Genomic DNA, 23,086 nt, shown 5'->3' with positions numbered 1-23,086 from the left:
TTTGAAGAAAATTTTTAAATTTTTCTTAAACGCCATTCCTCGACCTTTATTAATCAGGTTGAGTTATGTGGTGCGGCCACTACTGGCACTTACCCTTAAGGGTAATCGCTATGAAGACCCTATAGACGGTAAGACCTTTAAAAAATTCTTGCCTTATGGATATGGCACTCCTAGAGAAAATGTACTCTCACCATCTACCCTTTCGCTAGAGCGTCACAGATTTTTATGGCTGTGGCTGCAGCGTGAGACAGATTTTTTTAAAGCAGAAAGAAAAATACTTCACTTTGCTCCAGAGCAAGCTTTTTATAAACGCTTTCGCGAAAGCGCACACCTAGATTACACCACTACAGATCTTAACTCTCCACTGGCAGATGTTAAGGCAGATATTTGTGATTTACCATTTGCCGAAAATAGTTTTGACCTCATCTTTTGTAACCACGTACTTGAGCACATACCTGATGACACAAAGGCAATGCAAGAATTATATCGTGTGTTGAGCCCTGGCGGGATGGCGATATTACAAATCCCTCAAGATTTAAACAGAGCAACCACCTTTGAAGATAACACCATCACAGACCGTGATGAGCGCGCAAAAATCTTTGGACAGTACGACCACGTGCGTGTGTATGGTAGAGATTATTTTGAAAAGCTTAGATCAATAGGTTTTAAAGTAGACGAAGTAGACTATACGGCTGTACTAACACCAGAAGAGGTAGACCGTTATCGTCTTGCTCCTGGTGAGATTATACCTGTTTGCTACAAGTAATAGTTACCTCTGTATATATTGCTTAAAACCTGGAGTCATAAAAACACCTCCATCATACACGAGATAGGCTTCTATATTTTGACCTTTTAAGGCCTCTTTTGAGCGCTCAAGCCCCATTGCCATACAAGAAGTTGCCCAAGCATCTGCCGTGGCACAATCATCTGCTATAATGGTTGCACTGAGTACATCACTACGCTCTGCCGAACCCGTAAGTGGGTTTATAGTATGTACGTATTGTTTACCCGTAGCTTTGTCAACGCGATTTTTTCGGTAGTTTCCAGAGCCAGCCATTGCTTTGTCTGTAAGGGTTACGAGAACTGATGCAGTTCTATCTGTCACTTTAGAATCTAGATTTTCTATTCCTACTGTCCAGCGTTGTTCTTTATTGAGGTTGGTCCCGGCGGCTACTATCTCTCCACCTATATTAACGAGGTAGTTATTAAACCCTTTTGAACCCATATAAGCTGCTACTCTATCTACTCCATACCCTTTTGCGATGGCATTAAAGTCAAAATAAATAGTTGATGCTGTCTTGCTTATCGTTCCATCTTCTTGTAATTGTACTTTACTCCAACCTACATACTGCATTAATGAGTCTAATGTAGGTGTGTCTATGGCTTCTAGAGCTTCTGTATCTCCAAAACCATACGCATTGCGCAATGTACCTACTGTAGGGTCAAAGTAGCCTGAGGTGGCTTTATTTAGCTTTCGCGAAAGCGTAAATACATCCCTAAACATAGTATCTACAACAACCGTGGTGTCACCTCTATTTATTTTTGAAATATCACTTTGCGGAATGTAGGTGCTTAGTGACTGGTTTACTGCTGCTACCACAGAGTCTATACCCTTTTTAATTTGTGGAGCCTCTGCTACCTCTCCAAAATATTTTACCCCATAACTAGTGCCAAAAGCGTTGCCTGCTATTGTAATCTCGTCTGGGGTTTGTGACTGTTTACAAGCTAGAAAACTTACAGCAATAAGAAGTAATAGAAGTATGCGCATTATTGAATCTCTTGAAGTCCGTTATAAATCTCTCTGTAAGCCGAATCTTTTTCGACCGGCTTTTGATAATTGTCTCCGTGACCTAGCCCTACCCCAGCATAAAATGTACGTGCTTCAAACTTGAGTGCGTGATCACGCATTTTAATCATAAAAGCTTCATCATACACATTTGCATCCTGTGGAAATGTACGCGCTCTTACGATTACAAAATGTAATTTTTTATCCTTTAGAGCCACAAACTGCGGGTCCTTTTTAAGCTTAGAATTTACTGCCATAAACTCAAAGCCTTGACTCTTTAAATCTTCTCCTACGATATTCATCGCAAGGTTATGAAGCTCTTGTTCTGTAAGAAGTTCTGCCATATTACAAAGATAATTATTGCAGTTCTTACTTTACACATTTGCTCTTATTATTAAGACTATAGAGACTACTTACTTTTAAAGTTATTTAAAAAATCACTGCGCTTGTTACGGGATACAGGCACCTTATTATTCTCTGTAAGTTGGACGTACCCCTCATTGAGGTAAGCAATGATATGATCTAAATTGATAAGGTGCGACTTATGTACTTGATAAAACGTTGTTTTATCTAACATCTTTACAAAGTGGCCTATACTATTAGAGCTCAACATAGTTTTACCTTCTTCTAAATAGAGCTTTGTATAGCCATCTACTCCTTCACAACGTATGATGGATGGGATAGGGATAAACTCTAGGCCTTTTTGAGTGGGCACTACGATCTTCTTTTTTTGAAAATTTTGAACTCCTAGATTTGCGATAAGCTGCTTGTTTTTGGCCAAAGAATCCTTATGCTCTACGTTTTGAATAGCCTTGTGGACCGCCGTGATAAGATCATCCTTATCTGCTGGTTTTACTATGTAGCCTATAGCACAATGGCGTATTGCCTCGATGGCATACTCATCATAAGCAGTTACAAAAATGATTTCAAATGCGGGATTAGGAATAGACTTGAGCATATCAAAACCTGTCATCTCCGGCATTGAGATATCTAAAAATATCACGTCAGGCTGTAACTCTTGTATTTCTGTAATGGCATTTTTGGGGCTTTGACTCTCCCCCACAATAGTCAATTGCGGACAATACCTCTCTAACTTAGAACGTAAGATAGCAAGCGCCTTGCGCTCATCATCTACTAGGTATGCTCGTATATTCATCTTCTATGGGTTTAAAAATTAAAGTAGCTATCGCCCCCTCTGTATCTTCTCTATCTTCTAGTGTGTAGCTCACTTTCCAAGTATTACTGTATTCTAATAGCTTGAGACGATCTTGCAATACGCTAGACGACCTGTTATTAAGTTCTTTGCCGCTGTTATCAAATATTGCTTTAGACTTTACCAGTCCTATACCATCATCTATTATAGTGACTTTAAAAGAGTCTTCACTCACGTAGCCAAAATGAATCGCTATTGTGCCAGTAGTGGCTTTGTGAAAAATACCGTGATTTACAGCATTTTCAACTATAGGTTGCAACAACATTGTGGGTATAATATCTTCTTCATCAAGCTCGGTATCTTTTGTGATGCTATAGTTAAGCTTGTCCTCAAATCGTAATTGCTCAATAGAGAGATAATTTTCTAATAAGGACATCTCTTGCGCTATGGTAATATGACGCTTTCGCGAAAGCGTAAAAAACGACCGTATTAATTTTGAAAACTTAGTCAAATAAATCTCAGACAGCTCTACCTCATTGCGCTGTATATAATATTGAATTGCATTGAGAGAATTATGTACAAAATGCGGATTCATTTGTGATCGTAGCGCTTGGAGTTCTAGGGCGTGTTGTTGTCGCTCACTCATAATCTGATTCTCATACTTTTCTTTAACCAGTTTATTTCTCTGCTTTATAAATACTGTAAAAATAAAAATGAGCGCACCAATAATTGCTAAAATGGAGAACACTGAAATTAGTAAAACAGAATCTATCTTTTCTGAGGACATAAAAATGCTATTGAAAAAAAGCCATACAAAAGAACATTAACTACTACCAGAATAAGGTAGACCACGTTACGACTAGGTAAAAAATCTTTAGTAAGACTGAATGTAATAGGTAAATAACCTAAAGTAAAAATTAATATACCAGTGACAATCCAAAAAGCTGGTAACCTAATAAAATCTATTAATTGATTTGATTTTATAAGAGAGGTATAAAACAAAATGGAAAGTAAAAACATTATCATCGTTCCAACTGTAGACTGAATCTTTAACTCTCCAGTTATATCCTCAAGTATCAAGCTAAAAATTAATGAAATAACATAGCATACACCTAATAAAACGACAAGTTTATTCTTGCTAAGAATTTTATAAAACCAACTTATAAAAAATAGATATGTAACTATGTCAAATAAGGTGTACAATAGTTTATCAATACTGCTTATCCCATTGAAATGAGAGCAAACTTCAATTAAAACCACAAATAACATATAAAATGGAAAGTAAATCAGATTTCCTAGCTTAAGCTCCTTCCAACGCCAAAAAGATATGATTGCAGATAAGAACAAAACAAGCTTTGTCACAATTAACAAAATATCACTCATCATTAATTTGCTATTTTAAATATACTAATTAGAACCTCCTTCAACAGGTTGCGCATCACCTGGTTTTTTACCCATAGGGTCTAACTTATCATAAAAAGCGTGTGGATATGAGAATTTCTTATAATCATCAGTATCAGGAAAATCTGGATCCTCACTATCAGGATCTGGAGTTGCGTGCATCGCTTGAAAAAAAACAGTTGACCTTGGGACATTGTTTTCATCATTCTTTGCTCCAAAGTATATCACTGCTCCAGGATTTTGTTTTCCCTGTGCAATGGCTTCTTTTTTTATATTAATCAAATATTTTTGTAAATCATCAATATCCTTAACAATGACACCCACATTATCTGGCTCTCCGTTTTGATATTGACCTTCTACACCTATGGTAATATACTTATGCTGGTTATTAAAATAAGTTTGTTGCAATTGATATGCGTCGTTTTCACTTATTATATGTTGAGGGTCTGGAGCGCCGCTCGGACAGTCACAGCAAGAGATTAACAAAGCAGATAGTACAGCAAGAACTGCTAATTGTTTGAATGTTTTCATAATTAGAATGGTTAGTTATGCTTAAATATAGCTAAATATTACTAGTTAAAATTTAAGCCCCTAGAGCTCTATAACTCTAAGGGCTTATATTATTAATTGATTAGACAGAAGTTATCAAACCCAACGAACATTCTTCCAAAGTCCTCAAATGGTAAATGAGAATTTGATATCATAATATGGTTGAATCCGGCTGCTGGCATTGGTAACGTATTTGTATCTAATGAAAATGACACACTCGTGTACACATTTGTAGTACCAGATGTGATGGTTATCTCACCAAGGTAAACCGTGTTTGAAGAACCAAACAAATCTAGATTAGACGGTGCTCCTACTCCAGTAGGGTTTGCAGGTAGCGGTGTACTTGTATCATAATTAACTCCATAAACCCCTACCTTGATGTCATTTGAGGTTGCACAAGGTTGACTCATATTTGCATAATCAAAACTGAGTGTATAAGTCCCAGTATTGGGACTTATAACAGCATTTAGTTGATTAAAAAAACCTTCTCTAAATGTAGCACTAGCATCTGCATTGCTATTATTCTCAACCCACATACCTGCAAAAACTCCAGATTGTGGAGTAGGCCCTACAAAACATCCACCACCATAATTTGTTGTTGTATCGTCAAATAGGTCTGCGAGACTTCCAGATTGCCATAATGGACCCCAGCCAGTTGCTAAGTCAATATCATTATCAATTACAGTATTAGGGTCTCCTGTTGTAATTTCAAAGTCACCATTTTTAAAAAATCCAGGGCATTCAGAAATTAAAGTGAAGTCTGGAATACACTCACAAAACTCATTTACAGTCCCATTAGAAACCCCATCGCTATTTACAGAACAAGCGTCTCCTATATTAAGCCCTAAGCTCGGGCAATCTATACTTTGAGTCACTTCATACCCACACTCATCATCACTACAGCTCACTCCTAGAATGGCTAGTGACATCATTATTGTTATTTTATATATTGTTTTCATTTTATATTTAGATTTAAAAAAGGACCGCTTTATCTAAGCTAATTATCAACACCTTATCAGATCATAGTTCAACAATGATTGTTGTGATAGAGCAGTCCCTTTGGCTAACACTTAATTTTAATTACAGATTACTTTCATTTCTGTGCGTCTGTTTATTTGGTGTTTTGTCTCACTACAAGAAACACCATCTGCACACTCATTAAGTAATCTTGACTCACCGTATCCCTTACCTGTGATTTTACTTCGGCTTACGCCTTGCGAGACTACATAGTCTACAGCGGCATTTGCTCTGTTTTGAGATAGCGTTTGATTATAAGAGTCTGACGCTCTAGAATCTGTATGCGAGCTTACCTCTACACGTATACCAGGATTATCTTTCATAAACTGTGCAAGTCTATTAAGCTCTGGTCGTGCATCTGGACGTATATCATATTTATCCAGATCATATAAAATATTATTAAGTGTAATGGCTTTACCACACTCTGCTTCTTCTAGACAGATTTCAAGTTTTACAAAGAGTGTTGTACTTCTGTCATACTCGGCAGGGTTTATTGTAACCGTTTGAGAAAAATATTTATCTTTCTTACCTCTCAACTCATAAGAGCCACGTTGCCCTATATGTAATATGTAGGTACCATTCTCATCTGTGATTGTACTTTTTTGTTCTGCAGCTGTGAGGTTTTTTATAATGACATCTACACCAGGTAGTCCAGTTGCAGTATTACAGATAACGGCTTTACCTTGAAGAATAAAGTTCTCGTCTTCATAAAGAATCTCCTTTTGTAGGGTCTGTCCTTCTTTAAACTCAGAGGCACCTGCATTGTTAGTAGTTAGACCCACCTCATAAAGTTGACCATCTATAACATAATCATCTTTTGCTATGTCATTAAAAACTACTATACCAAATGTATTTGTAGTTCCCGTTTGCACTATATTACCTGCAGTATCACGCAAAGCAACATCAGTATCAGGCAGCACTTGTCTTGAAAACTTATCACGAGCTGTCACCGCTAGCGAGTACTTCTCACAAGTAGTACAACACTTATTATCGTGCTTAGATTTTAACTTTATAGTTACCCCTGCATATACCCCCACAGATGATATATCGTGTTCACAAGCCTCTGCTCGCGTGTAAATATCACCAGTGAGACTGCTACCCTGCTCTGAAATAGTAGCATCATAATATCTAGCAGCCACACCACCATCAAGACTCTCTTGTACACCAAAATGTCTCATATAGTAAGCTCCTGCGTGTATGCCAAAAGTTTGATTAAAGAAATAGGTAAATCTCAGTTGGGCTTTACCCGTAAGAACACTACCCTCATCATAACCTGCGTGAAAGTTTAATCGATCATTAATAACTGTGTTCTCTCTCAACTCAGTCAGTCCGCCTTTTATACTAGCAAGACCACCTCTAAGGTTTAGCTCTGCTTTAAACTTATTACTGGGTGACACATACTGAAAGTTAGGTCCTATACCATAAAAGAGTCTAGTAATACCCTCCTCTCTCAAAGAGAAATCTGTAAGTGTTGTTCCTGAGATATCTATAAGATTATCTATAGGAAACGTGCTCTCTGGACTGTTTTTAATGTAATCAAGATCTAGCCCTATACCAAACCATCTCCAGTAATAGTCTACAGAGAGACCCAGTTCAATACCTCCTTGATAATCTATAAAAGGAGTATCATTATCATATGTAGGAAAATCATATCCTACTCGGGGACTCAACTGCCAGTAATTGTGGTCAGGATGTGTCTGCGCTACACTCCCCCAAGTGCAAGCGAATACTACGAGTAGTACGACGGTTTTCATAAATGCTTTCATAATTAAAAGTTGTTGTTAATAATGATGCAAATATGAACCAGTTACATAAGGTGTAAAATAGCCACTACACGAACGGTAGTTTTGAGTATAGCAACGGTAATTTTAAAATGATAATAGATATGTACGCTTTCGCGAAAGGGTATAAAAAAACCCGATACATTGCTGTATCGGGTTTTTAGGTTTTCGCGAAAGCGAAATTATATACTATCCTCCAAAGTCATCAAAACGGATGTTCTCATCTGGAATTCCATAATCTTCTCCCATTTTCTGAACAGCGTTGTTCATAAGTGGAGGACCACAGAAATAAAGTTCGATATCTTCTGGTGACTCGTGCTTGCTTAAATACTGGTCTATTACTACTTGGTGAATGAAACCTACAAAACCGTCTCCTTCTCCATCTGTAGAGTCTTTTACTTTCCAGTTATCTTCTTCCATAGGCTCAGAAAGCGCTAGATAGAATTTAAAGTTAGGGAATTCTCTCTCTAACTCACGGAAGTGCTCTAAGTAGAATAACTCACGCTTAGAACGTCCTCCATACCAGTAAGTAACCGTACGTCCCGTCTTAAGGGTTTTGAAAAGATGATACAGGTGTGAACGCATAGGTGCCATTCCTGCTCCTCCTCCTACGTAAAGCATTTCTGCTTCAGATTCATTTATGAAGAATTCTCCATAAGGCCCAGAGATTACTACTTTATCACCTGGCTTTTGTGCAAATATGTATGATGATGCAACCCCAGGGTTTACATCCATCCATTGGTTTTTAGCACGATCCCACGGCGGCGTAGCAATACGCACGTTAAGCATAATCTCGCGTCCCTCTGCTGGGAAAGAAGCCATAGAGTATGCACGCTCTACAGTCTCATTATTTTTCATTGTAAGTGGCCATAGACCAAACTTATCCCACTCTGCTTGAAACTTATCTGGTGTTTCGTGCTCCTCTGGGTGAGCCGTGATATCTATATCCTTATAGTTAATCGTACACTCAGGGATTTCAATCTGGATATATCCTCCAGCTTTATACCCCATATCTTCTGGTATCTCAACTACAAATTCTTTAATGAATGATGCTACGTTATAGTTACGTACAACTGTTGCATCCCATTTTTTAATTCCAAAAACTTCTTCTGGAATTGTGATATTCATATTTTGCTTCACCTTTACTTGACAAGCAAGACGTGCTCCGTGAGCAAGCTCCTTACGAGAGAAGTGTGGTGTTTCTGTAGGTAATGCTTCTCCACCTCCTTCAAGAACGTGACACTCACATTGTATACAAGTACCTCCACCTCCACAGGCAGATGGTAAAAATATTTTATTGTTTCCAAGAGTTGATAAGAGCGTACCTCCAGAGGCAACTTCAACTTCTTTTTCACCATTTATAGTAATTGTTACAGGTCCTGATGGAGATAACTTTTGCTTAGTAAAAAGCAATAAGCCCACAAGGATTAACGTAAGCACTAAAAAGGCAGCGATTGTGGCGATAACAACGCCAGACATTGATGCAGCTAGTAACATAATTAGTTTTCTTTTTCGTTAGCAATTTCAACCTCGATCATAGCTACGGGTTGCGTATTTTCTTCTTGTAACTCTATTTGAGCAGCTTCGGTAGCTGGTGCAGCTTCTTCTTCGTCACCACCAGTAAGCATTCCTCCAAAACTCATAAAACCTATTGCCATAAGACCTGTAATGATAAAAGTAATACCAAGACCTCTTAATGGAGCAGGAACATTTGAGTAACGTATTTTCTCACGTATCGCTGCAATTGCAAGAATTGCAAGGAACCAACCTATACCTGAAGATATACCGTAGTTAAAGGCAAGACCTAGCGTTTGGATATCTCTAGATTGCATAAATAGTGACCCTCCTAAGATGGCACAGTTTACTGCAATAAGTGGTAAGAAAATACCAAGTGAGTTATATAATGACGGAGAGAACTTCTCTACTACAATCTCTACCAGTTGTACCATTGTTGCAATAGTTGCGATAAATAATATGAATGATAGGAAACTTAAGTCATAATCTGCATACTCTGGTCCTAACCACGCTAGTGCGCCATCACGAAGAATATACTGGTCAAGTAGCCAGTTTATAGGCACTGTTACTGCTAGTACAAATATGACAGCAGCACCAAGACCAACAGCGGTTGACACTTTTTTAGACACGGCTAGGTAAGAACACATTCCTAAGAAGGTGGCAAATACCATATTGTCTATGAAAATCGATTTGAAAAATAATTCAATATGCTCTAACATATCTTTGATTTTATAGGTTTACGCTTTCGCGAAAGCGTGATAATTCATTTTCTAGTTCTCTTCTACGAGTGCAGGGTTCTTGCTACGCTGTACCCAGATAATGAGTCCAACTACGATAAGTGCCATAGGTGATAGTAACATAAAACCGTTATTCTCGTAGCCTATGCTGTATAATCCTGTTTTTTCTATAGGATCTCCTAGTACTTTAATACCTAGAAGCGTTCCTGAACCTAATAGCTCTCTAAAGAAACCTACTATGATTAAGATCACACCATAACCAAGTGCGTTACCTATCCCGTCTAAAAATGATCTGTATGGACCGTTACCTAAAGCAAAAGCCTCAAAACGTCCCATAATGATACAGTTTGTAATAATAAGACCTACAAAAACTGAAAGCTCTTTACTAAGCTCATAAGCAAATGCCTTGAGCGTCTGGTCTACTACAATTACAAGTGTTGCCACAACGATAAGTTGTACAATAATTCTAATTTTTGATGGTATGATGTTACGCATAAGCGATATCACTACGTTACCAATACCTAGTACAAAAAGTACAGATACTGCCATTACGATAGACGCTTTAAGCTGAGCAGTAATTGCTAGTGCCGAACAGATACCTAATACTTGAATAGTAATTGGGTTATCATCTGCTAATGGATCAAGAATGAGTCGTTGATCTTTTTTTGATAGTATCGCCATTATGCTTTGGTTTTAAAATCTTTAATTACTGGAACGTAGCTCTTAAGTGTGCTTTTAATCATTGCACTCACACCGTCACCAGTGATCGTTGCACCTGCTAGAGCATCTACTTTATTATCGTCCTTACGTTCATTTTTTGGATCATTGTTACCTTTTGCAACTGTGATACCTGAGTACTGAGTGTCTGACATAATCTGCTCACCAGTAAAGTCGTCCATAAAGTAACGCTCTTTAATGTTTGCACCTAGACCAGGAGTCTCACCTTTGTGATCAAAAAATACACCTTGTACTACTAGATCTTTATCTAGCGCTACATATCCCCAGATGGCATCCCAAAGTCCCTTACCGTACATAGGCACAACAAAAAATTGTTTACCATCACGTTCACCTACAAAAAGAGGCATCTTGCGCTCATTTTTAGGCAACTTGCTTTGCTTCTTCATATCTACAGTAAATGCCTCATCACTTTGAGTCACTTTACCATTCTGGATGATGTAAGCTTCTTTAATGTACTTATCGTACTCTGCTTCTACCTTATCTGTAGGGATGAAGTTTACACCTCCATCACCTTCTACATTCTCATTTACGCCCATTGCATAAAGAATGTTCTGCTGCTTTTCAAAGCGCTCATTTTCTTTAATAGCAGGCTTAAGACCTTGTGCAAGTCCTGCTAGAACTCCTCCTACTACGACTACCATAATAGTCGCAAAGAGAATTGTATATCCGTTTCCGTCTGTCTTTGCCATCGTTATGCTGTTTTAAGTTTAAGACGCTTCATTCTTCTCTTCACATTCCCTTGTACCACGTAGTGATCAATTGTAGGAGCAAATACGTTCATTAATAAGATCGCTAGGAATACTCCTTCTGGGTATGCCGGGTTAAATACACGTATCATAATAGATATAAAACCTATTAAGAAACCGTAAATGTATTTCCCTTTATTAGTTTGTGATGCAGTTACCGGGTCTGTTGCCATATATACTGCTCCAAATAAAATACTACCTATTATAAGGTGTTGCCAGAAAGGAACACTCATTAAGCCATAAAACTTACTAGTATCATCTATCCATCCTGCATCTACAACTCCATTAAAGATAAGTCCCATTGCTAGTGCTCCTACTATAGTAGAAAGTATGATTCTCCAGCTACCTATCTTTGTAAAGATTAAGAATAAGGCCCCTACTATAATGAGTATTTTAGAAGTCTCCCCTACAGATCCAGGAATAAATCCTAAGAACATATCTGTGTAGTCATAATTAATCGTTGCTGCATTTTGAGCATAACTACCTAAGATAGTTTCTCCAGATATAGCATCTGGTGTTCCTGCTCTCTCTACTGCTTCGTGTACCCACACCTTATCTCCAGACATCCACGTTGGGTATGCAAAGAATAAGAAAGCACGTATAGTAAGCGCTGGGTTTAATATATTCATTCCTGTACCTCCAAAAACTTCTTTACCTATTACTACACCAAAAACAACTGCTACTGCAAGCATCCATAACGGAATATCTACAGGTACAATAAGTGGCACAAGCATTCCAGTTACTAAGTAACCTTCCTCTACCTCGTGTCCTTTTATTACAGCAAAAATAAATTCTACAAGTAATCCTACACCGTAAGAAACAATTACTAAAGGAAGTACTGTCCAAGCTCCTATAGAGAAGTTGTCTAGATTCCAGAAGTTAGTACTAAAGAATCCTTGAGCTGCTTCAATCTCTCCTGTTGCGAGATAATGCTGGTAACCAGCATTAAATATTCCAAATAACAAACAAGGAATCAATGCTATGATTACCGTGTTCATTGTACGTTTTAAATCATCTACCGCTCTTATGTGACCACCACTGTGTGTAGTCTCGTTTGGAGCGTATAAAAAAGTGTGAAGCGCGTTGAAAGCCGGAGCCATCTTCTTCCCTTCATACTTCATTTTAAGCTTATGTAAACTTTCTTTCATTCCCATAACTTATCCTATTTCTTTATACATAACATCTAATCCCTTACGAATGATCTCTTGGTGTGGCTGCTTAGACACACACATAAATTCTGTAAGTGCAAAATCTTCTGGAGCCACCTCATACATTCCTAAAGCCTCCATCTCGTCTAGATCTTCTACCATACAAGCCTTAAGGATTTGCATAGGGTAAATATCTAGAGGAAAAACCTCTTCATAATTTCCAGTTACTACAAATGCACGGTGCTCACCGTTTGTATTTGTATCAAGATCATATTTCTTTTTAGGCTGTAACCAAGAAAAAGTAAGCGCTCTAGATGGAGAGATTTTATCAAAAACAGGCTTATTCCACCCGAAGAATTCATAATCATCACCCTCTGGTATTACTACAAACTCTGTTGCATAAAACCCAAGCGCTCCGTCTGGCTTAACTTTAGCACCTGTTAACACGTTACCAGAGATAAAACGATTATTATCACCGTCTACTCCAGCATCATATGCAAATGTAGATACCTCTGCACCTATGATTGTACGGTAATACTTAGGCGCTTTTATAGAAGACCCAGAAACCGATATCACACGTTGTGCGTTAAACTTACCTGTAAGTAACAACTCTCCTATAACAACAAGATCTTGTGCTGCAACCGTCCAGGCTGTCTCACCTTTGTTAATAGGACTTGTTTTATTTATTAAGGTTCCCACATTACCAGCTGGGTGTGGTCCTTTTACTGTATATGTTGTAACACCTGTAAGGCTTGCAAATACAGATGCACTAGAACTTATAGATACGTGTACACCACCTTCTGTAAGTTTTCCTAATGCTGTAACTGCTGCCTGCAGCGCTGCTTCTTTACCTGCTAGTACAAAATCAAGATCTGCAGCAAGTGGTCCAGTGTTTACACCAGATATAAAAATTGCTTTTGGAGATACTGTTGGGTTTGCAACCACATCATAAGGACGTTGTTTTATAAACGGCCACACACCACCTTCAAGCAATCTTGCTTTTACAGTAGCAGCATCTGCAGTTGGACTCAACGCTCCAAGATCACGAGTAGCACCAGCATAATCTGCTTCAATCACAATATCAGTAATCACACGGCGAGCGCCACGCTTGATTTCTGTAATTGTTCCAGCAACTGGAGATACAAATTTGATTTCTTCTTGAGACTTTGAGTAGAAAATCTCGTCTCCAGCCTTAAGGCTAGCTCCTTCTTTAAGGACCATTTTAGGAGTCACGAGATGAAAATCTGAAGGCCTAATAGTAATGGTACGCGATCTAGGCCCTTCAGAAATTGTCTTTTCTGCTTCGCCTACTAATCGGATATCAAGACCTTTTTTGATTCTGATGTCTTTTGACATATGTCAGTAGATTTATGTTATCTAAAATCCTCTAAAATTGAGGTGCGCAAATTTACAAAATACGTCTCATTTTTCCGAGCTAGAAAAAGTGAAAGTATTATTTATAACATTTCTAAATAAGAGTTTATCAATCTGTTTAATAAACAGCCACTTTTTTAAGAAATCTATACTTAGACGCTCCACAAAATTCATAACGACTTCAAGTAGGCACCGCTACTCGTGGTTCATTTTCATTACAAACTAATATTAAGTACTTTAAAATTCAATTATTACCTTACAACTTCTTCAATTTCTAAAATTGTAAATACGCTTTTGCGAAAGCGTAAAAAACACAGTGCCCCATCACATCACCCACACCTCAACGCAATATCTCGGCATCAAATTTGTTTATATTTGGCAACCATCGATCCATTATGAAAAATTATTTTACGCTTTTCTTACTATTTGCAACGTTTACCACCTTTGCACAGGTAGCACAAGAAGTACCAGAACCTCCTTTTATTAAAACGGTACAATTTAACGCTACCAGCACATCTGGAACATCTTTACCCATACTACAACTAGGTAGCAGGTTGTCGCTGTCTTTTGACGATATTTATGGAGATGAGCGTGATTACTTTTATAAAATCACGCATCACAATGCAGACTGGACAGAGAGTAGCCTTGCTAGATCTGAGTATATGGACGGGATGGATAATGTGCGCATCCTCAATTTTGAAAACTCGGTTGCAACGCTCCAGTTATACACGCACTATGAGTTATCTATACCTAACCAGATGACTAAGCGCCTCACGAAAACAGGTAATTACCTCCTTAGCATTTACGATGAAGAAGGTGAGCTCGTTTTCTCACGTAAGTTTATGATATTCTCACCCCAATTTAATGTGGGTGCTCAAGTAAAAAGGTCAAGAGATTTACAATACATCAACACAAAACAAGTACTGCGATTTTTTATAGACTCTGGAGATGAAGTTATTATAAACCCAAAACAAAATCTTCACACAGTTTTAATACAAAACAACAACCTCAAAACAGCCATTACAGGCATAGAGCCTCAATATAATATAGGTAACAGACTCGAGTATAGATATGATCAAGAGACGGCTTTCTGGGCTGGCAATGAGTTTTTTAACTTTGAAAACAAAGATGTGCGTGCCGCTACTTTTGCCATAAAAAGCATAGAGCTCAAGAGCCTGTATCACAATTACCTATACTCAAATCCAGCTAGGTATGACCAACCCTACACCTACAATCCAGATATAAACGGAAACTTTCTCATAAACACCCTACAAGGTCGCACACCTCTTACCGAGGCAGAGTATGTATGGATACACTTCTCTTTGAGACACCCTAAACTTCTCGATGAGCAGTCTATACATCTTTATGGAAACTTTAATAACTATGTAATAGACAATAGCACAAAACTGGAGTGGAACACCCGCACTAGAAGATACGAGCTACCGTACTTACTTAAACAAGGTTTTTATAATTACAATTATGTGCTAGTAAACAAAGATGGAAGCATAGATTATAAGAATAGTCTAGACGGTAACTTCTGGCAAACAGAAAACAACTATCAAATACTAGTGTATTACCGTAAGCCTGGAGGACGTTTTGATGAGCTGGTAGGCTTAGGTCAAACTAATTCTTCACAAATAACAAATTAGATTTTTACGCTTTCGCGAAAGCGTATTCACTAAAATCATATATTTACAGGGATGAAGGAAACACCTGTAAAATCTAACTCACGTAAGGCGATGAAATATCGTGGCGTTGAGTGCCTTAACTGCGGGCACCCGCTAGACCTTACCGATCGTTATTGTGCATACTGCGGGCAAATTAACACGACAAAACGGCTCACTATAAAAGACTTCTTTAATGAGTTTGTACTGAGTGTGTTTACTTATGACTCCCGTTTTAGATACACCGTTAAAGATCTACTTTTTAAACCAGGAACCATCACAAGGTATTATGTAGAAGGGAAGCGCCTCAAATATGCAAACCCCTTTCGGTTTTTTCTGAGTGCGTCCATTTCTTATTTTATATTACTCGCAATCATAGGTTTTATAAATGGTAATAATGACTTAGATTTTACAGATGAAGGTGTCGTGCAACTCAATGTAGACCAAGCCAAAGATGATATAGACTCCATAAAAGAAATCACAAAAGACATTGATCTCAACGAGCTTCAAAACCTCAACAATGAAGAAGCACAACTCCTTGAAGAAAAAATAAACAACACTGTAGAGAAGAGTGTAAAAAAGCTAAAAGAGAGAAAACAAGCACAAGAAGCAAAAAAAGACTCCATCGTAAAAGTACCTTATGACACAAGAGCCGAAAGCTCCATAAACGGGATCTATCTTGAGAACATATTTACAAAAGGCGAGATATTTTACGACTTTTATGAATACACAGACATAAGTGACCCACAAGAAGCTCTAGATAGCTTAAAATATAGTAAGACCAGAACTAACTTGTTTTTATATAGCAAGAATGAGGATATAAAGCGCGTTAAAGATAATCCAGCTCGTTTTTTAAGATTTCTAGCTTCTAAGATTCCATTTTTCTTATTCTTTTTTGCACCTATTTTTGCGCTTTTCTTATGGCTAATTTATTCAAAGAAGAAGTTTAATTATATGGAGCACTTAGTCTTCATATTTCACATATTCAGCTGGGTGTTTTTAGTATTGCTTATTGCAATTATTCCAGACCTACTTATTGGAGATGAAATAGTTGCATCTCTATTACTCATTCTTGTGGGTCCATTTTACTTTTACAAGGCGTTGCGTAATTTTTATAAACAAAAACGCAGGTGGACAATTCTAAAATTTGTATTTTTAAACATAGTATTCTATTTAGGAGCGACATTATTTGCAGTAATCTTTTTTGCGATTACCGCATTTTTATTTTAAAATGGTACAACAAGTAACTAGAGGCATAAAGATTTCGGTAGAGACTACCTTTGAAGGCACGTTTTATAAAAACTATAAAATGCACTTCGCCTTTGGCTACAAAGTAACCATAGACAACCAGAGTAAAGATAGCGTACAACTTATGGCACGTCACTGGAAAATACAAGACGCTCTTAACACTCCCGAAGTCGTAAACGGCGAGGGCGTGATAGGTAAAAAACCTGTTTTAAAACCTGGCGAAAGCCACACCTATAGTTCTGGTTGCTTACTTACATCTCCCTTTGGCTCTATGGAGGGGCATTACCAGATGGTAAACTTTACAACTACAAAAAAATTCAGAGTAAAAATACCTGCCTTTAAGCTGAGCGCACCTTTTGCATTAAACTAGCTACCCTTTGCTCTGTAAGCTCAAGGCGAAAAATCTCTTCTCCCTGTTGTATTGTACAGTATGAACAGTTACTATCATAAACAAATTTATAAGGTTGTGTCGCATCAAACCCTTCTGGCAATTGTGTAGTGCCACAAAAGTCTTGCACTCCACGCTCTGTATATCTTTTTACTAATGCCTTAGTCTTATCACCCTGGACTTCTAAATAAAAGTAAGCTCCACTACCCGTACCATCTAGAAAAGTAGCTCCTTCTGGCACCTCAACACTCATCCCATCTTGATTAAGAACCTCAGGAACCTTTCGGTCAAAGAAGTTTGTGAGGTTTTCTTTTAAGGCTGTAGATGTGTATGGTTTTATACACCCATTATATATCTCATACACCCCTTCTTGTGATGCACTACGCTCTACATTACCCACGGTGCTGGGAGTAAATTTCTTATTGCGCTTAAGGTATTTTATTATAGAGTTGTTATTTGTACTAGCCAGTATCGTATCTGTTACAAATCTTGCACAGTTGCTTCCCACTTTCCCAAAGGCTTTGTAAGGAATGCTCCCTTGCCCTTGAAGACCCATTATATATGAGAGAGCCTTATCATAATCTACCGTATCACATAAGGATGCAACAAGACGCCCCTCCCCGTGTGTTTTTTCTGGATGCGCTTCTAGCCATAGCAAAAGCTCATTAAGATTAATTAATTTATGATTTTTTATCTGAGCTTTTACGGGCACAACAAGCTCTACATCTGTAAGAGCCCCACGCACTCTCCCCTTGCCTGGAGGAGTAATATACCTGCCAAAATCAAAGTACTGAGCCACTCCCGTTTCACTTTCTATAAGAACCAGCGCAGCGTGACCTGCTTTAATATGTGTGCGTGTGCCTAAGCCTACTAGTGGTAATATTTTACACATAAGCTCATCAGACATTTTTACAAAAGTATCTGGAAAAGCAAGCACTATTATTTTACCCGTATTTTTCAAACAGCGACTGCATCAAAGTTAGTAATGTGCACCTCATCCTTTTGCAAATCGCGGTAGGTCATTATACAATCTTCCTTAGTCTTTTCTACTTGGGTTACACTTACGGTACCTAGTTTACCACGATTCATTTTAAGATCTACCTTTTCATCTCCCTCACCAGCTGTGGTATGAAAACTTGATAATTGCTCACTACTCCAGTCAGTATTTTGAGCAAATGTTTTAAACCACTTTTTACGCTTCTCCTTCATCTTTGCAGTATATAAGGTAGAAGAAGACCATATTTTTGGTAAATCATCTAGTTCGCTTATATGCGCCTTCAAACCATCCCAAACCAGTTCTGTTGCCTTGAGACCAGTGTTCCAATCTATAGCGATAATGGTGAAGGGCTCAATTCCCTTATAGTCAAAATCATTTATAGAAGTCGTTAAATCATCAGACTTAAGTAGTTCTTTTACCACTACGCCTCTACTCATCTTATAATCCTCAACCTTTATATGATTTTCAAATCCTCCATTAAGAAGGCAAATCATTGTATTTTTTTCTGAAACTCCTATCCACGATCCACCGGCTACGGCATCTTTTGGAAACAGCATTTTTACCCCATCTATATCATAAAAGCTAGGCGCAAGTGTGGTTCTTCCATAAGCCTCGTCACGATTAGACGTTAGGATAAAAGTGTTATCTTTTTTAGGTATATAAGTAACTGTACACATTCTTTATAGGTCGTAAGTTCTGTTTGCAACTTACGAAAAAGCCTACACTTGCGGTTTCCATACCGATTATTTTGTAGTGTGACTGTCTACCATTGTCTCACTTACATTAAAATGTGATCTTCACAAATCTAGATATGATTGTATTCTATTTTACTTTCGCGAAAGCGTAAAAAACCCCAACTGTTACAGTATTGCCAAACCGCTGAGCTATCGCAATAGAATTTGTACTTTTGCACTACCAAAAAATTAAAACCAAACACCACTATGGGAAAAGGATTTTTTCAAGTTCCAATCGCTGTAAACGAAGAGGTAAAATCGTATGCACCAGGATCTCCAGAACGCGAGGCCGTTGCCGCAGCTTATAAAGAGTTATTTAACGCACATACCGAAGTACCTATGTACATAAACGGTAAAGAGGTGCGTACTAAAAATACACAACCTATCACGCCACCGCACGATCACAAGAAGGTGGTAGGTGAGTTTCACCTTGCCGAAAAAACACACATTGACCAGGCTATCGCTGGGGCACTTGAGGCTCGTACGGAGTGGGCAGAGCTTCCTTGGGAGCAACGTGCTGGTATTTTCTTAAAAGCTGCAGAGCTTATCGCTGGGCCTTACCGCGCAAAGATTAATGCTGCAACAATGATTAACCAGTCTAAAACGATTTATCAAGCAGAGATTGATGCTGCTTGTGAGCTTATAGACTTCTTACGTTTTAACGTGCAGTTTATGACAGATATCTATAACGAGCAGCCAGAGTCTACCTCTGGAGCTTGGAATAGACTAGAATACCGTCCGCTAGAAGGATTTATCTATGCGATTACCCCTTTTAACTTTACTGCCATCGCGGCAAACCTTCCTGCTGCTTGTGCACTTATGGGTAATGTAGTAGTATGGAAACCTTCAGACAGCCAGATGCTTTCTGCAAAGGTTATACTTGACATCTTCCGTGAGGCAGGTGTGCCAGATGGTGTGATTCAAGTGGTACACGGTGATCCAGTAATGATTACAGATACTGTACTTGCAAGCCCAGATTTTTCTGGATTACACTTTACAGGATCTACACACGTATTTAAAGATGTGTGGAAAAAGATAGGAGAAAACATACACAACTACAAAACCTACCCTCGCATTGTAGGTGAGACAGGTGGTAAAGATTTTATCGTTGCACACCCTACTGCACCAGCAAAACAAGTGGCAACAGCCATCTCTCGTGGAGCGTTTGAGTTCCAAGGTCAAAAATGTAGTGCTGCAAGTCGCGGGTACATACCAGCATCTTCTTGGGAAGAAATTAAAGAGCTTGTGATAGAAGACGTAAAGTCTTTTAAAATGGGATCTCCAGAAGATATGACCAACTTTATCACAGCCGTGATACACGAAGGATCTTTTGATAGGCTTGCAAAATACATTGACCAGGCAAAAGAAGATGCAAACGCAGAGATTATAGTAGGTGGAGGTCACGATAAGAAAAAAGGGTACTTTATAGAGCCTACCGTTATTGTAACTACAGATCCTAACTATACAACAATGCACACAGAGCTTTTTGGCCCAGTGATGACTATTTATGTATATGAAGATAAAGACTGGAGCGAGATGCTTAAGCTTGTAGACAGCACTAGTGAGTATGCACTTACTGGAGCAATACTAGCAACAGATCGTTATGCAATACAAGAAGCTACAAAAGCACTTAAAAATGCCGCTGGTAACTTCTACATAAATGATAAGCCTACGGGAGCTGTTGTAGGGCAACAGCCTTTTGGAGGAGCACGTGCTTCTGGAACAAATGACAAAGCAGGATCTGCTTTAAACCTACTACGTTGGGTAAGCCCACGTATGATTAAGGAAACATTTGTTACTCCTACAAATTACAGATACCCTTTCTTAGCTAAGAAATAGGTAACCTTTTTTTCGTCTTTGAGACGAGGTATATAATAAGCAACAGGCTTTCTATTATAGAGAGCCTGTTTTTTATTGCGCTTTCGCGAAAGCGGAATTACAGAATTTGGCGCTAGAGGGTTTTTCACTCATTAAAAAGGCCACTTCACTCATTCTAAATTTAAAAAAGTATAGAGGGCTAGTATGTTTGTCGAGCAATCAAAAACACTAAGAGTTATGAGAACCGTTATCGCACTTCTATTCACACTAATACCTATATTAAATATAATTGCCCAAGTAAACGTTGCTGGAACTATTTATGGTAATGAAACACCTCTAGCATTTGCCACGGTTACAATTAAAGGATCCGAGAAAGGAAGTATTACAGACGAGAACGGCCATTTTACATTAAGTGCAGAGACAAATGATACTTTATTAATCTCTCACGTGGGTTTTACTGCCAGAGAAATTAAAGTGACCCACTCAAACACTTTGAACATTAAGTTAGATAATAACAATCTGGAAGAAGTTATAGTTTATGCACAAAATATAAAGACCGAACAAAAAGTGATTGGTGGTTGTAAATTTCACACAATTATTAGCTGTAATGCAAAAGCCATTGGTGTTAGAATTGAAAACGAACGAAACGTACAACCTGAAAAAATTAGAGCTGCTTTTCCAAACCCTACATCTAGCGGATATTTCGACATCTTACTTAATGAGACCTTTCACAAAGTTTCAGTTACAATATCATCTATGACTGGCCAAATTATAGGCTCTAAAACTACATATGATATTAATCAATTAAAAAACCTTGATATTTCATCCTATTCTCCTGGAGTTTATGTTGTAAATATCATTGCAGATGGTAAACCTCTTAAACCACTTAAAGTTATAAAATCGTAATATCACATAAGAGAACACCCAACTAACCCGCAAGTCTACACGCACCATATACCTCTGGGATTCCCATAAGGCGCACCTCGCGCAAGCCATTACCATAACGCTGTACTCGCGTAGGTATCAACCATATTGCATACCCAAAAATCACAACCCACAATGCAGCTGCTATAAAAAAAGATGCGATCGGATCTACCAGATAACACAGATACTGAACGCCTGTTACAGCAGTTGCTGCCTTTATCACATACCTAGCCCATAACTTGACTGCGTATACCCTCACCTTATGCTCTTTTCTAGTTTTTGGCAATTCCATACCGAAATGCATAAGCAAGGCATATGCAAAAGGTCTATGTGCAGTTACGGCCACACTTGCGCTACCTAACAGCATTAAAAAATGTAGTATCTCCATTAGATTAATTTTTTAAAAAACAGCCGCTGCTATCTGTCTAATATTATCACTTTTACCCATAGAGTAATAATGTAACACGGGTACTCCAGCAGCTTGCAACTCCTTGCTTTGCTGTATGCACCACTCTATCCCTATCTGGCGTATGGCAGCAGTGTCCTTGGCTTTTACAACTTCCATTACCAATGCATCTGGCACATCTACGCTAAAGCGTTGCGGAATTAAATTGAGTTGCTTCTTTGTCGCCAGCGGCTTGAGTCCTGGTATAATAGGTTTTGTGATACCTGCGGCTCTGCATTTTTCTACAAAGTCGAAGTATTTCTGATTGTCAAAAAACATTTGGGTCACCACATAACAGGCACCAGCTTCTAGCTTTTTCTTTAAAAAATGAATATCACTTTCAAGACTGGGCGCTTCCAAGTGCTTTTCTGGATATCCCGCCACACCTATGCAAAAGTCTGTCTTGGCGCTGTTCTGCAAATCTTCATCTAGGTAGGTGCCATTATTTAAATCAATAATTTGCTCTACGAGGTCCTGCGCATAGATATTTCCGTTTTTATTGGGCTTGTAGTAAGTCTCACTCTTTACCGCATCACCACGTAAGGCCATTACATTCTCAATACCTAGAAAATCCATATCTATCAAAAAATTCTCAGTATCTTCTTTTGAAAAACCTCCGCACAACACGTGTGGTACTGCATCTACTTGATAGCGGTTTTGTATCGCAGCACAAATACCCACGGTACCAGGTCGCTTGCGCACCACCTTTTTCTCTAGCAACCCATCCTCACGCTCCTTATAAATGTATTCCTCACGGTGATAAGTTACATCTATAAAAGGCGGCTTAAATTCCATAAGCGGATCTATATTATCAAAAATGGTATTGATATTTTGTCCTTTAAGAGGTGGCAAGATTTCAAAAGAAAAATCGGTTCTCTTCGCTGCTATTGCTTCTGCTATGTGATCTCTTACTTTTGTCATAA

24 protein-coding genes are annotated in these 23,086 nt (G+C 38.3%); 6 read left to right on the top strand and 18 right to left on the bottom strand.

The window, feature by feature from the left end; all coding sequences use genetic code 11:
* Position 1 precedes the first annotated feature (1 nt).
* Positions 2–766, top strand: coding sequence for a class I SAM-dependent methyltransferase (locus tag ACFO5T_RS11550; protein WP_380034536.1), 765 nt, complete (start codon positions 2–4; stop codon positions 764–766).
* A 3-nt stretch (positions 767–769) separates the two neighbouring features.
* On the opposite strand, the gene ACFO5T_RS11545 is transcribed toward ACFO5T_RS11550, so the two are convergent.
* The 14 genes from ACFO5T_RS11545 to ACFO5T_RS11480 form a co-directional block, all read right to left on the bottom strand.
* A complete protein-coding gene (locus ACFO5T_RS11545; protein WP_380034534.1) occupies positions 770–1,768 on the bottom strand; it encodes an FAD:protein FMN transferase in 999 nt (332 codons plus the stop codon).
* The gene (locus ACFO5T_RS11540; protein WP_375252627.1) at positions 1,768–2,130 is read right to left on the bottom strand and encodes a Na(+)-translocating NADH-quinone reductase subunit F; all 363 of its coding nucleotides are present in this window, start codon (positions 2,128–2,130) and stop codon (positions 1,768–1,770) included. The genes ACFO5T_RS11545 and ACFO5T_RS11540 overlap by 1 nt, the downstream gene beginning before the upstream one ends.
* A gap of 65 nt (positions 2,131–2,195) precedes the next feature.
* On the bottom strand, positions 2,196–2,942 hold the full coding sequence (locus ACFO5T_RS11535) for a LytR/AlgR family response regulator transcription factor (protein WP_298353723.1): 747 nt from the start codon (positions 2,940–2,942) through the stop codon (positions 2,196–2,198).
* Positions 2,914–3,585, bottom strand: a complete 672-nt coding sequence (locus ACFO5T_RS11530; RefSeq protein WP_380034531.1) for a sensor histidine kinase — start codon at positions 3,583–3,585, stop codon at positions 2,914–2,916. The genes ACFO5T_RS11535 and ACFO5T_RS11530 overlap by 29 nt, the downstream gene beginning before the upstream one ends.
* 122 nt (positions 3,586–3,707) lie before the next feature.
* A complete protein-coding gene (locus ACFO5T_RS11525; protein WP_380034529.1) occupies positions 3,708–4,325 on the bottom strand; it encodes a hypothetical protein in 618 nt (205 codons plus the stop codon).
* Between the two features lie 21 nt (positions 4,326–4,346).
* On the bottom strand, positions 4,347–4,871 hold the full coding sequence (locus tag ACFO5T_RS11520; RefSeq protein ID WP_380034527.1) for a hypothetical protein: 525 nt from the start codon (positions 4,869–4,871) through the stop codon (positions 4,347–4,349).
* Positions 4,872–4,963: 92 nt separating this feature from the next.
* Complete coding sequence (locus tag ACFO5T_RS11515; protein ID WP_380034525.1) at positions 4,964–5,848, bottom strand: hypothetical protein; 885 nt, start codon at positions 5,846–5,848, stop codon at positions 4,964–4,966.
* 117 nt (positions 5,849–5,965) lie between these two features.
* Positions 5,966–7,672 (bottom strand): OmpA family protein, encoded by a 1,707-nt coding sequence (locus ACFO5T_RS11510; protein WP_380034523.1) that lies wholly within the window; start codon positions 7,670–7,672, stop codon positions 5,966–5,968.
* 204 nt (positions 7,673–7,876) lie between these two features.
* Positions 7,877–9,184 (bottom strand): NADH:ubiquinone reductase (Na(+)-transporting) subunit F, encoded by a 1,308-nt coding sequence (nqrF, locus tag ACFO5T_RS11505; protein WP_298353736.1) that lies wholly within the window; start codon positions 9,182–9,184, stop codon positions 7,877–7,879.
* Positions 9,185–9,186: 2 nt separating this feature from the next.
* The gene (gene nqrE / locus ACFO5T_RS11500) at positions 9,187–9,921 is read right to left on the bottom strand and encodes an NADH:ubiquinone reductase (Na(+)-transporting) subunit E (RefSeq protein WP_035334627.1); all 735 of its coding nucleotides are present in this window, start codon (positions 9,919–9,921) and stop codon (positions 9,187–9,189) included.
* A gap of 51 nt (positions 9,922–9,972) precedes the next feature.
* Positions 9,973–10,620: an NADH:ubiquinone reductase (Na(+)-transporting) subunit D gene (locus ACFO5T_RS11495; protein ID WP_021778072.1), complete on the bottom strand. Its 648-nt coding sequence runs from the start codon at positions 10,618–10,620 to the stop codon at positions 9,973–9,975.
* Positions 10,620–11,366, bottom strand: a complete 747-nt coding sequence (locus ACFO5T_RS11490) for a Na(+)-translocating NADH-quinone reductase subunit C (protein WP_021778071.1) — start codon at positions 11,364–11,366, stop codon at positions 10,620–10,622. Before ACFO5T_RS11490 ends, ACFO5T_RS11495 begins: the two co-directional genes overlap by 1 nt.
* Positions 11,367–11,368: 2 nt before the next feature.
* The gene (locus tag ACFO5T_RS11485) at positions 11,369–12,577 is read right to left on the bottom strand and encodes an NADH:ubiquinone reductase (Na(+)-transporting) subunit B (protein ID WP_299150451.1); all 1,209 of its coding nucleotides are present in this window, start codon (positions 12,575–12,577) and stop codon (positions 11,369–11,371) included.
* Positions 12,578–12,580: 3 nt separating this feature from the next.
* Positions 12,581–13,927: a Na(+)-translocating NADH-quinone reductase subunit A gene (locus tag ACFO5T_RS11480; protein WP_380034519.1), complete on the bottom strand. Its 1,347-nt coding sequence runs from the start codon at positions 13,925–13,927 to the stop codon at positions 12,581–12,583.
* A 413-nt stretch (positions 13,928–14,340) separates the two neighbouring features.
* On the opposite strand from ACFO5T_RS11480, the gene ACFO5T_RS11475 reads away from it, so the two are divergent.
* Genes ACFO5T_RS11475 through apaG form a run of 3 tightly spaced genes read left to right on the top strand, consistent with a single transcriptional unit; the run spans position 14,341 to position 17,227 of the window.
* Entirely contained in the window at positions 14,341–15,594 is a 1,254-nt protein-coding gene (locus ACFO5T_RS11475; RefSeq protein ID WP_380034517.1) for a type IX secretion system plug protein, read from the top strand.
* A 51-nt stretch (positions 15,595–15,645) separates the two neighbouring features.
* Positions 15,646–16,839 carry a DUF3667 domain-containing protein gene (locus tag ACFO5T_RS11470; RefSeq protein ID WP_380034515.1) on the top strand — a complete coding sequence of 398 codons (1,194 nt, stop codon included), beginning with the start codon at positions 15,646–15,648 and terminating at the stop codon, positions 16,837–16,839.
* Between the two features lies 1 nt (position 16,840).
* Positions 16,841–17,227, top strand: coding sequence for a Co2+/Mg2+ efflux protein ApaG (gene apaG / locus ACFO5T_RS11465; RefSeq protein WP_021778066.1), 387 nt, complete (start codon positions 16,841–16,843; stop codon positions 17,225–17,227).
* Here the strand turns inward: apaG and ACFO5T_RS11460 are convergent.
* Positions 17,196–18,206: a DUF6695 family protein gene (locus ACFO5T_RS11460; protein WP_380034513.1), complete on the bottom strand. Its 1,011-nt coding sequence runs from the start codon at positions 18,204–18,206 to the stop codon at positions 17,196–17,198. The genes apaG and ACFO5T_RS11460 overlap by 32 nt on opposite strands.
* Positions 18,203–18,919, bottom strand: a complete 717-nt coding sequence (locus ACFO5T_RS11455; protein ID WP_380034511.1) for an NRDE family protein — start codon at positions 18,917–18,919, stop codon at positions 18,203–18,205. Before ACFO5T_RS11455 ends, ACFO5T_RS11460 begins: the two co-directional genes overlap by 4 nt.
* Before the next feature lie 264 nt (positions 18,920–19,183).
* Between ACFO5T_RS11455 and pruA the strand changes: the two genes are divergently transcribed.
* Together pruA and ACFO5T_RS11445 are read left to right on the top strand one after the other, a co-directional pair.
* Positions 19,184–20,815, top strand: coding sequence for an L-glutamate gamma-semialdehyde dehydrogenase (gene pruA, locus ACFO5T_RS11450; protein WP_380034509.1), 1,632 nt, complete (start codon positions 19,184–19,186; stop codon positions 20,813–20,815).
* 216 nt (positions 20,816–21,031) lie between these two features.
* The gene (locus ACFO5T_RS11445) at positions 21,032–21,700 is read left to right on the top strand and encodes a carboxypeptidase-like regulatory domain-containing protein (protein WP_380034507.1); all 669 of its coding nucleotides are present in this window, start codon (positions 21,032–21,034) and stop codon (positions 21,698–21,700) included.
* A gap of 22 nt (positions 21,701–21,722) precedes the next feature.
* Here the strand turns inward: ACFO5T_RS11445 and ACFO5T_RS11440 are convergent, their stop codons facing one another.
* Positions 21,723–22,106 (bottom strand): hypothetical protein, encoded by a 384-nt coding sequence (locus tag ACFO5T_RS11440; RefSeq protein WP_380034505.1) that lies wholly within the window; start codon positions 22,104–22,106, stop codon positions 21,723–21,725.
* Between the two features lie 12 nt (positions 22,107–22,118).
* On the bottom strand, positions 22,119–23,084 hold the full coding sequence (metF, locus tag ACFO5T_RS11435) for a methylenetetrahydrofolate reductase [NAD(P)H] (RefSeq protein WP_035334642.1): 966 nt from the start codon (positions 23,082–23,084) through the stop codon (positions 22,119–22,121).
* Positions 23,085–23,086: the final 2 nt, after the last annotated feature.

The organism is Dokdonia genika (genome assembly GCF_042652845.1).
Classification (GTDB): Bacteria; Bacteroidota; Bacteroidia; order Flavobacteriales; family Flavobacteriaceae; genus Dokdonia; species Dokdonia donghaensis.
The sequence above is the reverse complement of the archived record's forward strand: the minus strand, read 5'-3'. Positions and strand labels throughout refer to the sequence as shown.